The 15312-nt window shown below is 49.9% G+C and carries 7 protein-coding genes; 4 read left to right on the plus strand and 3 right to left on the minus strand.

Annotated elements, in window-relative coordinates; all coding sequences use genetic code 11:
• Nucleotides 1-18 precede the first annotated feature (18 nt).
• The 3 genes from BM283_RS06460 to BM283_RS06470 form a co-directional block, all read right to left on the minus strand.
• Nucleotides 19-2733 carry a hypothetical protein gene (locus BM283_RS06460; RefSeq protein WP_090691060.1) on the minus strand — a complete coding sequence of 905 codons (2715 nt, stop codon included), beginning with the start codon at nt 2731-2733 and terminating at the stop codon, nt 19-21.
• Nucleotides 2703-5744 carry an ATP-binding protein gene (locus tag BM283_RS06465; protein ID WP_090691063.1) on the minus strand — a complete coding sequence of 1014 codons (3042 nt, stop codon included), beginning with the start codon at nt 5742-5744 and terminating at the stop codon, nt 2703-2705. Before BM283_RS06465 ends, BM283_RS06460 begins: the two co-directional genes overlap by 31 nt.
• 446 nt (nt 5745-6190) lie before the next feature.
• Nucleotides 6191-7741 (minus strand): Fic family protein, encoded by a 1551-nt coding sequence (locus BM283_RS06470; protein ID WP_090691066.1) that lies wholly within the window; start codon nt 7739-7741, stop codon nt 6191-6193.
• Between the two features lie 891 nt (nt 7742-8632).
• Here BM283_RS06470 and BM283_RS06475 point away from each other — a divergent pair.
• From BM283_RS06475 to BM283_RS06490, 4 genes are all read left to right on the plus strand, one after another.
• Nucleotides 8633-10099, plus strand: coding sequence for a DUF3375 domain-containing protein (locus BM283_RS06475; protein WP_090691069.1), 1467 nt, complete (start codon nt 8633-8635; stop codon nt 10097-10099).
• Nucleotides 10100-10101: 2 nt separating this feature from the next.
• A complete protein-coding gene (locus tag BM283_RS06480; protein WP_090691072.1) occupies nt 10102-10752 on the plus strand; it encodes a DUF4194 domain-containing protein in 651 nt (216 codons plus the stop codon).
• Entirely contained in the window at nt 10730-14131 is a 3402-nt protein-coding gene (locus BM283_RS06485; protein WP_254776228.1) for an ATP-binding protein, read from the plus strand. Before BM283_RS06480 ends, BM283_RS06485 begins: the two co-directional genes overlap by 23 nt.
• Before the next feature lie 61 nt (nt 14132-14192).
• Nucleotides 14193-15302 carry a Wadjet anti-phage system protein JetD domain-containing protein gene (locus BM283_RS06490; RefSeq protein ID WP_254776230.1) on the plus strand — a complete coding sequence of 370 codons (1110 nt, stop codon included), beginning with the start codon at nt 14193-14195 and terminating at the stop codon, nt 15300-15302.
• Nucleotides 15303-15312: the final 10 nt, after the last annotated feature.

Genomic DNA, 15312 nt, shown 5'->3' on the forward strand with positions numbered 1-15312 from the left:
AGTGCGCGTGCTCCGCATTTACAAGCGCACTAGAGACGCTGATACGCTCCTCTCGGTCGCTGTCTGTATAATTCCAACTGCCCCAGACGCAGATGCCTTCGTCCACAAACTTGACTGCGTCCAATAAATCGCCCTTGGCCACCGAGAAGCACCATGTATCGCCGGCCTCTTCGGATTTCCATCCGGGAACTTCGAGAGGGTCTGGGTCGCACGATCCGCCAGCCAGAGGCCGTCGGTACGTGTAAGACTATGCCTAGTGATCCACTCTTCGAGTTCATCAGAATAGTCGCTGTGCTGATGCCTTTGAACCGTGTCGATCAGCTCACCCGCTACCATCATCATGGAGTGATAAGAATGGTAGAATGATAAGTCCTCTACCCGAGGGTATGAGCCATGCGAGTGCTGAGTTTCACGGTCTCCGTATAGTCTACGATGATGTCGCGGATCGCCGCTCCAACCTCCTTGTCCAAACACCCCAAACTCATCGCGTACAATTTTCAGCGCTCGGCTTTCTATTTCAGCAGGCCCAAAAGCAAATATCCTCCCTAAACTCTCAAACCAGTAGCGGGAGATATCATATCCAAAGTAATACTTCTCTTCGTCAGAACTCGGTCTGGGAGTAGGCACTGCCAAATTGCGCTGGTATGTATTCGACATAACCACTTCGCGTTTTGAGACATTGATCGCTTGCAGCCGATCTAGCTCTTCTCCTGCCAGTTCGATCGTCTGCATACTTTCAAGCTCCAAAAGGATTTTTGCGCCTATTTCACGAAGCATGAGATGACGCTCCATCGGGGCGCATGCCCGACGGATAAATTCCTCAAAGTGAAGAACAGAATTCGCATGAACAAGTTTGACTGCTCTCCGTAGAGCGATTAGCAACCAGAGCTTGGCGCTCAACTCATAGAAAGGAAGGCCTGAACCGTGGAATGGGCTGGGGTCCTGACCTACCGCAAACGACAGAAGGGGACTTAAGATTTCCTGCCTTTCAAACGCGCACAGTAGGCAGACGACGTGCGCCGCTTGCCATCTTTCTGCTGTGTCCGGCGACGCAAGGGATGCCCAAACATATCCTGCTAAGGAAATCCCCACCTCTTTAGGTGGCCGTAGGCCCAAAGACCAGTTTCCATCGCCATCTTTGTTGCTCATGTCCTCCTCGAGCAATTGGAGCCCGTAGTCTAAAGCCGCCGCAGCCTGCTGCTTCGTAAGTGTGGGCGCTATCAATCCTACGAGGGAAAAAAGACGGCTAGAACCAAGAATGACAGGATTTTCTGCGGTCGCCTCGACAACCCAACGATAAATCTGCATCTCGGTTACGTCCGAGCATTGCGCGATGACTTTGTATGGCAAGACCTGATAATAACGTGATTCCGCGATCTCATAGTAATATGCCTTGCAGACCCTTTCCGTAATTCTCCCCAACGCCGAACGAATGTAGTTTCGGGAAAGCCAATTCTGTGGGATCGCCTCATACAAGCCACGTATGTCATACAAACTGAAGTCCTGGACACCAAAGATAGCTTCCAGCGCCTCTCTCTCCTGTCCAGGAGTAACACGGCGAAAGAATTCGTCTGCAAATATCTGACAGTAATAAGGTGGTTTCCCTGACCGCATTTTTCTATAGGCGTCCTGAATGGACTCTGGAGATGCTTCCTGTAATTCGGAAAAGATCTGATCCCAGTCCTTTGGCGGATCGGGTTTCGGTTCATAATGGCTCAGCGAACCGCTGTTACGCTTTCGTTCCAGTTTTTCTCTGCTTTCGGATAGACCCAAGTGGCCTTCGAAGTTCCAGTCCTTCCAACTATTTTGGTCAGCAACTCCCGCAATAGTCTTCCAGTCTTGTGACGTTGTTCCCCGAAGCTGGATATACCGCATTGCATGCTCGAAGAGTGCTTTGCGTCGCTGCTTATTTTGTACGGATGGCGTTGCTGACTGTACTAATTCAGCATGTGGCCAATTATATTGGTAGCCAATAAGTGCCAATGCTGTTGACGGTGCAACTTTGTTCAAATCAACGAGATGACTTATCGCGCGTGGAAACTCTCTGTCTGCCCAACAAAATGATCGATCTCTCCAGCGACTCAAGATAGCCAAGCTTGAAACAGGACAGAGTTTAGTAATCCCTTCTATGGTTCCTTCCCAGTCAAAGTATTTATCGCGTGCTACGAAATCATAGACTACTTCCGCGGCGCGAGAGAGGCGATAACACAATTCAGGTTGCGGCTGATCAGGATCGGATGCCGCGATAGAAAGTTCAAGCAGAGCAGCCCAGCGATCGAGATTTTCTTGGCCGATCCGCCCAGCAACCTCCACCGCCTTGTCTAAATAGTGCTCCGCTTCGTGAGGGCTTAATGCGTAGATCGCCCTGGATATGTCGATGTAAGTTTCAACCTTTTGCTCCACATCCATTCGCTCTTCGTTGATGATATCGAATGCCTCTTGAGCGAAGTCGTACGCATGATCGGAATACGCGCCCGAACGCGCGCAAAGTCTCGCTAATCCCGTTAAGGCCGGGGTGAATAGTTTTTGTTTGAGCGAGCCCTTCCATGCAGCAAACTTGTCCATTCTCGCCGTTGTAGGATCGATCATGAGTAGGATTTCAATCCAGAGTCTTGAAATCTCTTTCGACGTGAAACGGTCATCCCGATGGTAGATGCGAGCAGCCTTCTGAGCTTCCGAAATGCATTGCTCGATTGCCTGATCTAGTTCGTCCGGCTCGACCTGTCCCAGCAAAGCGCGCGTCCATAGCCTGTGCCAAGGTAAAACGGCACCAACATCCTCAGGAACTCCTGGGTATCGCTGTTGTGATAATGGCTTTCCTTCTCCATCTGCTTTTTCACTTCTGGCTTAGCCAAGTTTGAAAGCTCAATAGATTGCCCTCGCAGCGCCGCTCTCAGGCAATTTGCTCGCAGGAGCGTGAATCGTGGCTCATCTGAATGCCTGCTGAAATAGTATTTCTCAGGGGCTGGGATATAGATGTCGAGAACATCAGCAATCTCGCTTTGTTGCGCAGCGTTCCGGACAATCGCCGCCTGCACCACCGAATTCACAACTGAAAGGGTCGGTTCCTCATATGGCGGCCCTAGCTGGTGTTTTCGTATTTGTCGTGCGTACCTTTTCAGCCCATGAAGTGCAGCTTGGACAGCATTCGAATGCGGGTATTTAAGGACTGCACTCTGTGCGCTGATGGCAGCAAACAGTATGCATATATTCCCCGAGGAATGGGCAACGACTTCATCGATCAGATAGTATTGTCCCAGATCGACCATTCGCTGGAAAACGATTGAACCAACGCGATAGGCAACGCTTCTCGGCGTCCAGCTCTCCAGCTCACCCACGAATAATTCAGCACCATTGAGGTAAAGTTGACACATGGCCATTTCAGCAATGTCACTGTCATGTATCTCGGCATTTTTTCGCTCTTCTCTGGACAATCGCGACCAGTTGCGAACCCATTTGTGTGTGAGGCGGAGGTAGCTGCGGGACTCGGCTAACGTATCCGCACAACCGGATAGAAGGCATGCCTCATATGCGTGGTGTCCGCCGTACCAATCCGTCGAAAATGTTTTCTGAGCCACTATTTCTCGGAGCCGATGAGCGGGCAGTAAATGCGAAATCAGATCCGTATTAGCCTGAATCAACGACTCCTGTCGGTCATTGCCGGCTGTTTCACCTCCGGCTTTCAAGACCAGTTTTGCAGCGTCATCGTAGCGATTGTTTCTGAGCGCGGCTTTGAGTGCGAACTGCAAGCGCTGCAAAGATGCATTACGTTTATTGACTGGATTTTCGTTCGGTAGCTCCCCATCTTTGAGCACCAAATCAACAAGCTCGCTATACTGGCCTGCCTCCAGCATTAACTGCGGTAATGCGGAGGCAACGTAGCTGTTTTTTAAGGCAAGAGGTTGCAGCGCTCTTATGAACTTGATGAGCTTGGCTTCTTTTGGTTTATAAGTCTCTCGAAACCATATCTCTGACGGCTCGTCAAAAAACTGCACGGCGTCGCCCGTCAGCGACAACGGACGCCCTAAATCCAGGACAAAAGTCCGAATAGCACTCGCGCTTAAGCCAGACGCCAATGACAGAACCTCAATTGGAACGAAGGGGCGAAGGGCAGCCAGCGCTTCGCACAATGTATGTATCTGTTTGGCTTCAGCCTTGGGGGCACTGCCTAAGAGCTGCTTGATCGACTGTTCAAAAATACCCTTGATCGCATCTTCGACGGTAGTCGGGTTTGGGCCAAGCATCAGCAGTGTCTCGGGCAAGCTGAGGCCTCTGTCCAATGCGGTCGCCTGGACACGGGGGTTCTGAGAACTTAAGCGATGGAATTCCCGGACGTCATGCGGAGTCGCATTAGGAAACCGCTTTCTTAGCAACTTGTCTGTTTCGGCTTCTGAAAAGGCCCTGAGGCTTAAATCAACGTATCCGTTTGGCGGATCTAGCTTTTCGATCCGATGAGAACGACACAGGAGTACGAGTACTACCCCGTCGGGTAACTGCTGCCTAATAAGATCTTTCGCGAAACTGGCACGCTCTTGATATTCTTCCGCTGCCATTTCCGCATTGTCGGCCGCGTCAATGAGCATCACCAGTTTCGCGTTGGGATCGCTTCCTTTTAACACCTCAATCGATTGCCTAAGACGATAATTGAAAGCCTTCAGGTAGTCGGCCAGTCTGGCGTGGGCCGACGGAATAAGGGGGTGGCAGAGCTTACGCGAAGCCAGCTCATTTGCAATTTGCACAAGCCCAACGCGATGCTCGTCACGCCTTTGTGTCGCATTTCGGTACTCGCCGTTACCAAAGCAATCATAAAGCACCGCAACCGAATGTTCTGGCATGCGGTTGCACAACCTACTTGCTAAGGCGGTTTTCCCAACTCCGCCTTCGGCGTGAATGATTACGGGATTATGGTCATTCTCAAGGATTATACGGAGGCATTCATCTTCCTGTTCGCGAGCAAAATAGTTTTCTGTGCCCTCGATCAAACAAGGCGCAGGGAACAATTCATCTTCGTCTGTATTGAGGAAGCGAAGGACGTCTTCACGGGTGATTTCGGGATTGCTTGCCTGCTCCGGCAACGCCTTCTCTACTACAAGCCTCCAAAGCTGGTCGGCTGCTTCCTTATCTGACCCGGCCATGTAGCCGTTGAGCTCTTCAATTAGAATACTCCGCTGTTTCCAGTGTGCGTCATTTACATCATCAATACGAAAACTGGCGAAAAACTCCTGAGCCAATACATCATCACTGGTTTCCAGGTACCGTTTGATTTGATTCCACTGCTTTAAATCCTCCGGAGTCAGTGTTTTTTTCCGAATCTTCCCAAGCAGTTCATGCACATCGCTTGCGACACGGCGATTGGTTGTAAATGTGAAATCCACTGTTTGTTGGACAGTGTCTTCGGCTTCCTCCTTGAAAATCTTAAAACGCTTGAAAAAACCAGTTAGGATTTTGCTCAACGCGCTCAATGTCCAAGGGCTACCTTCCGTATATGAGTGCTTCAGTTGGTGGTAAGAGATCTTTTTTGCGCGCTTGATAGTGCTGTCGCCGTAGTATTCCGCGACATCAACGACCTCTTCACCGGTTCCGGCATTGTTATTCGGGGATTCGTCGCTGGACACTCCCTCTATGGTGATGCATGCCAGCTCCGACCGGAGATCGAGCAGACCAAGGCAACGGCGGGCAGCCCATCGATAGTGAAATTGATCACCGGCCCGCGTATATCGAACTGTGTCTGATTTTCTTATCATTGGGCGTCTTTCAATTCAAATGGGTTTTCGTACTTTACAAGCTGTAGAGTCCACTATGGTATTTAGGCAATGTAATATTGTCACGGTCATTAGCGGCAGGGGCAAAGAGTGGGTTTCGATGAAAACTCGCCATTATGGAACATATCTGATTTGTAAATTTCTGCTTTAGGTCGATAATGCTCAACCAAGTAGGTGCCGTCTAACAAGTAATTATATAGTTTCCATATATCTTCCATACTTTTGGCATTAACAGCAATGGAGTCGTTATGCTTATCAGGTTTGCTAATAACTATATATCATTCTAAATAAAACGATATACAGATCTGAAGATCGTGACAGTACAGACTGTCTCATATTATTTAGACAGATTATCGGAGATTTACACCTACTGCTACTGGGAGTAGGTGTTAGTTTAGTGGTATTGTGAGCAATTTAAACCTCACTCGTCACGGATAGGCATTCTGGAATATTTCAGCGTAGTTTTTCTCAATATAGTCCACTTCACCAGCCGTAAGAGCAGCAAATTCTTTTTCTTTTGCCCGTTTTGATAAATGCCCGTTATTTTGTTCCAAAAAGTTGAACAGTAGATCAATCATAGAATCGGGCATTTCAATGAAAGATTCCACACGCGTTTTAAAAAGGTTACAGCGTTTAAGAAAATCTGCTTCCCGTGGCAAATCGAAATCAATTGTTTTTTCAACACAGGCATAGAGAAATTCCACATGCGGCGTAGCATCGAAGTAACGGTAAAAATCCCCTGTGTCGTTCAGAACATGTACGTTCATCTTTTTCGTAGGTTCCCACTCAATGAAGGAAAGTAATCGTTTTGAATAACTTTCCAGAACTAAGCGATATTCATCAATTCGCTCTAAAATGCTTGCTGATATTGGGAATATAACTCCTGCCGGGTTAAAACCGCGTTGCGCCAGAACATGATGAATTAAATAACGGTGAAGCCGCCCATTCCCATCCTCAAACGGATGAATATAAACAAAACCGAAAGCAAGAATGGCAGCGGCTATAACAGCATCCAATTCCCCAGCATAATAGCGGTCAAAATCAATCATACCCCGCATGAGGTCAGGAAGGTCTTCTGGCCTGGCACTGATATGCTCCGGCAGAGGCAAGCGCGTTCCGAACTCATGCTCACCAACAAATCCGCCCTGTGTTCTAAGGCCCATTGTAATAAATCTGCTATCACCAATAACAATACGTTGAAGGCGCAGTAATTCATCCAGATCGAGAGGCCTTCGTCCTGCTTCGCCTATAACCCGCCCCCATCTTTGGATTCGGTTTTGTGGCGGCGTTTCCCCTTCAATCGCGTAGCTGGATTTAGAATCTTTGAGCAGCAGGAAAGCTACTGTTCGAGCCAGGATATCGGCAGAAATTCTGCCTACGGCTTCCTTTGCCCGCTCAGCAAGATTGCTGGCCACGTACTGTTCGATTGTTTCCGTGCGAAAAACCAGCGGGCAGAAATCCCGTGTGCCTGGCAAGTTATTACGTACCCTGTGCCGTGTAGATGTAATGCCATGAATCGCCCATTGCTGCTCCGAATCGACAATATCGACGTATGAGCCGGTTTTAGCATCAGGCAAATCCAGCTCCCGACCCAGAAGCCATTCATATAAAAACCAGAGACGCCGGGTGTAACTGCTGGTAGGCTTTGTTTTGATGATATGCTCAATTTCTTCCGGAGTAACGGCTTCAAAAAGCCGTTTCAAAACAGCCAGGTCGAGTCCTTCATATTTCAGGGCAAAAACGAGATGTCCTTCGAGGGAAGCCTCAGGCATATGGCGAGGCGTATAAATATGCCAGTCATCTTCTTCATAAATTTTATGGCGTGCGCCTATGGCAGACAATTTGCGCGGCAAAGGCACGGCCAAATCGTAAGCATTGATCAGAGCAGAATATCCAGCAAGAATCGCTTTTTCAGGCAAGCGTCTTTCCTGAAAAATACTCACTTCTTCTGAAAATCGATTATTTTTTCTGCTTTTCATGAAAAATAGTTGCTCTTTGTGATTTTATGCTTGCCAGTGTAACAGTATCATGAAAAACGATCACAGCTCATGAAAAATAATTTATTATAAGGATTTTAATGAAAATTAATTACTCTTTATGTTCTGATGCAACCTGCGTAAATTCAGCTAGTAATTTATCACCCAGCTTTATGAATAGATAGCTTTCAACTTCGTGAATATCTTCATGACACTGGCTGTGAACGGGGAAGATTTTCTTGATGCAGCTTTCATAATATTCGAGATGATCAATCTTACATTGCTTGCAATCCGGTACATGTAGGTATTCACCTTTTTCGACTGGCCTGTAAATATCCTTTGAACTCTAAACAAGGATATGGCTAATGCAAAGCCGCAAGCAACAATGATGGTGTTTTCGACCCTGGAAGAACAGCAGCCTTGCCATGATTGGAACACCGATTACAGGCCAGGCGTTTCCTCCCTCGGCTCATTACATCGTCATGAAAGGCTTTGTTCCTGAGTGCACCTTCTGCAAATGAAGCAGGAGATGCCGCAGTGGGAGAGGATTAAAGCGCGATTGGATGGCATGGCCATGTGATATTTTGTGTAACAGACCGGTAAATTTAGTATTTTGTTTTGATATGCTGTTTACACTGGTAACGCATGCAGGAAACCATAGGGTGCTGGTAGTAGTGTAATATGAACTTGTTTGGATTAAACGACTTTAGAAAATCGGGAAACTAGTTTTTGTCAATTAAGGTATTGAGGTTATAATTTTTGTGCCTTTCTACGGTTACCTAAGGAGGTGGACATACATTTACGAAGTGAAACCCCACAAACATACCCTCTGCGCAATTTTCCAAATGTAGCTTCCTGATTGAACGATTGAACTACGATTTCTATCATGCTTCAATGACTCTTGATTACGCTACCCTTGATTTGCTGCGTCAGAACCATCCGGCTTGGCGTTTACTGCGCTCCGATCACGCACCATTGGTGGCGAGCTTTTTACAGCGCGTCTTTATCGTGCCCAATGTGCGCGTGATGGCGCAAGCGGATTTGTCGGAGGCGCTGGAAGATGAGTTGTTTGCTCTGCGCGAACGATTAGGAGCAGACGCATTTCCCAAGGCTGCACTGGAGTACCTCAATGACTGGGCCAGTACTGAGAAAGGCTGGTTGCGCAAATTCTATACCAGTGGGTCGGATGAGCCACATTTCGATCTGACCCCAGCCAGTGAAAAAGCCATTGCCTGGTTAGCCACGCTGATCGAGCGCAGTTTTGTCGGCACGGAATCGCGCCTGCTTACTCTGTTCGAGCTGCTTAAGCAGATGAGCGAAGGTAGCGAAACCGATCCGCAGGCACGTATTGCCGAATTAAACAAACGCCGTGATGAGATCGATGCCGAGATTGCGCGCGTGCAAGCAGGCGACATTTCGCTGTTGGACAATACCGCGCTAAAAGATCGCTTTCAACAATTCACGCAACTGGCACGCGAGTTGCTCGCTGATTTCCGCGAAGTGGAGCACAATTTTCGCAGTTTGGATCGGCGCGTGCGCGAACGCATTGCGCTATGGGAAGGGGCCAAAGGCGCTTTGTTAGAAGAAATCATGGGTGAACGCGATGCTATTGCCGATTCGGATCAGGGGCGCAGTTTTCGTGCTTTCTGGGATTTTCTGATGTCAAGCAGTCGTCAGGATGAACTTACGGCTTTGCTCGAACGCGTTTTATCCTTGCCACCGGTCATTGAACTTAAACCAGACGTCCGCACTCGCCGGATACATTATGATTGGCTGGAAGCGGGGGAGCATACACAGCGTACAGTCGCCCAACTCTCGCAACAGTTGCGGCGCTTTCTGGATGATCAAGCCTGGCTGGAAAACCGTCGCATCATGGATATCTTACACGGATTGGAAGTCAAGGCGCTGGCACTGCGGGAATCACCTCCGCCAGGTGAGATAATGGACATTGCCGATATGGCTGCTACTATCGAGCTACCAATGGAACGGCCGTTGTACACAGTCAGTGCCAAAACGGCTATCGCAGAGATCGAACTGCAAGCAGGCGATATTGAAGAAAGTGAGGCAGGGTCAATGCAAGCGTTGTACTCACAAGTGGTGATCGACAAAGGACGGTTGACGCGGCATATCCGCCATGCTTTACAGGATCGCTCCCAAATCACGTTAGGCAAGCTGTGCGAGCTGCAGCCACTCCAGCATGGACTGGCGGAACTGGTCGCTTACCTGGAACTCGCCAGCAATTCCTTCAAGACCGTGGTGGATGAAGAAGTGACCGAAACGATCGTTTGGCCAGGCACCGACACGACAGGTGAAGAAAAGATCAAGCAAGCGCGTGTGCCACGCGTAATTTTTGTGAAATAGCCATGACAGAATCAACCATTGAAAATACTGCAACTGACTATGACTTGTCAGCACTGGTCATTCCGTTACTCAAAGGCGTGATTTATCAGGAAAATGATGCCATTCTGTGGCATGCCCTGTTACAACTTCAAGCACGCGTGCGAGACTATGTAGGCGTGCTGGGACTGGAATTGGTGCTGGATGAAGCCGAGGGTTACGTCTTTCTGCGTGCGCATAAAGAAGAACCGGATGATGACGCAGCTCCCAAGCTGCCACGGCTGATCGCCAGGAGACCGTTGTCGTTTCCGGTAAGTTTATTGCTGGCACTATTGCGTAAGAAGCTGGCTGAATTCGATGCGGGTGGCAGCGATACGCGATTGATGCTCAGCCGTGAGGAGATCGTCGAGCTGATGCGAGTATTCCTGCCTGAAAGCAGCAATGAGGCGCGTTTAATCGATCAGATCGAAACGTATATCAACAAGATCGTGGAATTGGGATTCCTGCGCCGGCTAAAACCGGTTACTGCACCTCCTGGCAAACAAGCCGTAGTGTTCGAAGTAAAACGCATCCTCAAGGCATTTGTCGATGCTCAATGGTTGGCAAATCTCGATGCACGGCTAGCAGACTACCAGGCATATCTTGCAAATGAACATGGAGAAAGTAGCGATGGCTGAACGACAACCCCTGGAACTTGATTTTGTGGCCGATGATATGCTGTCGGGCTTCCGCTTGCAGCGTCTGGAAGTATTCAACTGGGGCACCTTCGATAGTCGCGTGTGGAGCTTGCAGCTCAATGGCAAAAACAGTCTGCTGACTGGCGATATCGGTTCGGGCAAATCCACCCTGGTCGACGCAATAACGACCCTGCTGGTTCCCGCGCACCGCATCGCTTACAACAAGGCCGCCGGTGCGGACAATAAGGAGCGCACATTGCGTTCCTATGTGCTTGGGTATTACAAATCCGAGCGCAATGAGATGGGGGTGAGTGCCAAGCCGGTGGCACTACGCGATGCCAGCAGCTATTCAGTCATTCTGGGGGTATTTCATAATGCGGGCTACGACCAGACGATCACGCTGGCGCAAGTATTTTGGATGAAGGATGGGCAAGGGCAACCTGCACGCTTTTATGTCTGCGCAGAACGTGCCTTATCGATCATCACCGATTTTGCCGAGTTTGGCTCCGATATTGCGCAATTGCGCAAAAAGCTGCGCGCTGGGAACGAGAACCGGGATGTCGAACTATTTGATAGCTTTCCACCCTACGGCGCCTGGTTTCGCCGCCGCTTTGGCATCGACAACGAACAGGCGCTAGAGCTGTTTCATCAAACGGTATCGATGAAATCGATAGGTAACCTGACCGATTTCGTCCGCAACCACATGCTGGAACCTTTCGACGTTGCGCCACGCATCACGGCGCTACTTGCCCACTTCGATGACCTCAGTCGGGCCCATGAAGCTGTGCTGAAAGCGAAACGCCAAGTGGAATTGCTCACCCCACTGATCGCCAACTGTGAACAGCATGCCTCATTGCGTGCACAGATCGAAGAACGCCGTGCCTGTCGCGAGGCGCTTAAACCCTATTTTGCCAGCCTTAAGCTCGATTTGCTGGAAAACAGGCTTGCAGCCTTAGCCATTGAATGGATGAATCAGGATGCCCTGGTTAAACGCAGTGAAGCACGTCGTGATGTCCAGCGCGTAGATGTAGATGAACTGAACCGTAGCATCGCTGACAACGGTGGCGATCGCCTGGAACGGCTAGTCATCGAGATTCATAAAAGAGAACAGGAATGCCAGCTGCGGGAGCGCAAAGCGCAGCGTTATGCCGAATTGGTACGCACGATTGATGACATGCCCGCTGAGAATGAGGTCGATTTTCTTGCTCAACGACAACGCTTGGCGGCGCTGGTGGAAACAGTACAAACACGCGATGTCCAGCTGCAAAATGATTTGACCGAGTATGGCGTCAGCTTGCGCCAAAGCAAGCAGGAACATGATGCTCTGACTGCTGAAATTATCAGCTTAAAAGCAAGGCGCAGCAATGTCCCGGCCGAACAAATAGCGCTGCGTACTGCCCTTTGCCAGGCGCTAGATTTGCCTGAGGAGAAGATGCCCTTTGCTGGCGAATTGCTGCAAATACGTGACGAGGAGCGCGACTGGGAAGGTGCAGTAGAGCGGTTGTTGCGCAACTTTGGTTTGTCGTTGCTGGTGCCGGATGAGCATTATCCTGCCGTGGTAAATTGGGTGGATAATACCCATTTACAGGGACGCCTGGTTTATTTCCGGGTACGGGCAAGTGCTCGCAACGAACCTCCCGATTTGCACCGGGATTCGCTCGCACGCAAGCTGGTGATCAAACCTGACTCGTCTTTCTATGATTGGCTTGAACGGGAGGTATCCCACCGTTTTGACCTTGCCTGCTGCACCACACAAGAGCAGTTTCGGCGCGAGACGCGTGCCATCACGCGTACGGGACAGATTAAAGCACCCGGCGAGCGCCATGAAAAAGACGATCGCCATCGGCTCAATGACCGCAGCCGCTATGTACTGGGCTGGAGCAATGCGGCCAAGATCACCGCACTCGAAACCAAAGCAAAAAAGCTGGAGAGGCAGCTTGGCGAATTGGCTAGCCTCATCAGCAAAATCCAGGCTGAGCAGAGCATACTCAAGGCACGTCTGGCCGCGTTGTCGAAATTGGATGAATATACTGATTTTGGTGAACTCGACTGGCAATTGGTTGCCGTGGAACTCGCAAAGTTACAGGATGAAAAGTTAAAACTGGAATCGACTTCCGATGTGCTTAAACAATTGACCGAACGGCTAAATGAAGCCGTGGCAGCCTTGCAGAAAACAGAAAGCCAGCTCGAGGTGCACAAGGACAAGCGCTCCAAAATCGAGCAGAAAAAAAGCGATACCGAGGTTTTGCGTGCGCAGACACAAGCGCTCGTGGATGATTCGGCGCAGGCTACTCACGCTGCCTACTTCGAGCTGCTTGACACGATGCGCAGCCAGGCGCTGGGTGAGCAGCCGCTCACGATCGAGTCCTGTGATTCACGTGAACGTGACATGCGCGACTGGCTGCAAAAGCAGATCGATAGCAAATCCAGCACGCTCAGTTCGCTGGCAGAGCGGATCATCAAGGCAATGACTTCCTATAAAGAAGAATTCAAGCTGGAGACTGCAGAGATCGATGCCAGTATTGAAGCGGCTTTCGAATACCGTAATATGTTGCATCATCTCCAAAGCGACGATCTGCCACGCTTTGAGGCGCGCTTCAAGGAATTACTTAACGAGAACACGATACGGGAAGTAGCGAATTTTCACTCGCAATTGGTGCGCAAGCGGGAAACGATCAAGGAGCGGATTGCCCGCATCAATGAATCACTGACCGACATCGACTACAACCCAGGCCGCTACATCATCCTGGAAGCCCAATCAACGTTGGATGCCGATATCCGCGATTTTCAAAACGAGTTGCGCGCTTGCACCGAAGGGGCTTTGACCGGATCTGATGATAGTCAATATTCCGAAGCCAAATTTTTGCAAGTTCGACACATCATCGAACGCTTTCGTGGTCGACAAGGGTTAGCCGAGCAGGACCGGCGCTGGACAGCCAAGGTTACCGATGTGCGCAACTGGTTTCTATTTGCAGCCAGCGAGCGCTGGCACGAGGACGACAGTGAACATGAACATTACTCTGACTCGGGCGGCAAATCCGGTGGTCAAAAAGAGAAGCTGGCTTATACCATTTTGGCCGCGAGCCTGGCTTATCAGTTTGGTCTGGAATGGGGAGCAGTGCGCTCGCGCTCATTTCGCTTTGTCGTGATCGATGAGGCGTTCGGGCGAGGTTCGGACGAGTCAGCGCAATATGGCTTGCGCTTGTTTGCCCAGCTTAATTTGCAACTGCTCATCGTCACTCCCTTGCAAAAAATCCATATCATCGAGCCTTTCGTCTCCAGTGTTGGTTTTGTTCATAACGAAGATGGCCGTACCTCTAAATTGCGCAATCTCTCGATCGAAGCATACCAACAAGAAAAGGCAAGGATGACGGGATGAACTGGACCACGCCAGCTGATCTACGCGCGCAACTGCATAAGCTATGGGAGCGCGGAGAAATTTGGCCAGTCTTGTCACGGGTGCACCCTTATTCCCGCGGCGTTTATCTCTCAAGCGCCCCACCTCAACGGAAATAGCAGAATATTTTAGCGAGGTGCGTGTCTGGATCGAAGCACTCAGGAAGATGCCGCGCTGCCGACTGGAAATGCGCGAATTCAAGCACCGGCTATTCGGCACTAACACGCTCCCCCATGAGGTCTGGATCGACACAGTTGGGGATGCCTTGAGCCTGATCAGCAAGCAGCGCGAAGCTGCCCATTTCACTGACCTGGTTACGATGACACGCCAACAACAGCCAGAATTGCTGGATTGGCTCGCTAAAAAGCCGCAGCGTGCGCTGGAGTTGGTCGATGAATGGCAGCGCTTGCTGGCCATTGTTGCCTGGCTCAAAGTCCATCCGCGTCCTAGCGTTTATCTCAGGCAAGTCGATATCCCAGGAATACACAGCAAATTTATCGAGTACCATCGTGGTGTGCTCAGCGAATTGCTCGACCTCGTGCTGCCAGCCGAAGCAATTGATCCCATTGCTTCTGGCACCAACCAATTTGCACAGCGTTACGGCTTTTTGGATAAACCGCTGTGTATTCGCTTCCGTGTTCTGGATCGAACCCATGCTTTGTTACCCGAGGTAGGTGAACGAGATATTTCGCTGGATGCCGACAGTTTTGCCCGGCTCAATCCAAAATTGTCGCGCGTCTTCATCACTGAAAATGAGATCAATTTTTTGGCTTTCCCCAATATCGAACACAGCTTGATTATCTTCGGTGCAGGCTACGGCTTCGAAATGTTGCGCAAGACAACATGGTTAGAGAATTGTCGTATTTACTATTGGGGGGATATTGATACCCATGGCTTTGCTATGCTTGATCAACTGCGCAGCCAGTTCCAGCATGTTGCTTCGTTTCTAATGGACCGCGCCACCTTACTGGCATTCGAAGCACAGTGGGGGATAGAGACCCAACCCACGTACCGCGAATTGTCGCGTCTGACACCGGAAGAGAAAGCGCTGTACGATGATTTACGCGATAACCGCTTGCGCAAGAATTTGCGGCTGGAACAGGAACGCATTGGCTTTGATTGGGTGAAAGCAGCGCTGGCTGCGCTCAGGTAATTTCAGTTAA

This window comes from Nitrosomonas sp. Nm34, from assembly GCF_900113925.1.
Taxonomy (GTDB): Bacteria; Pseudomonadota; Gammaproteobacteria; order Burkholderiales; family Nitrosomonadaceae; genus Nitrosomonas.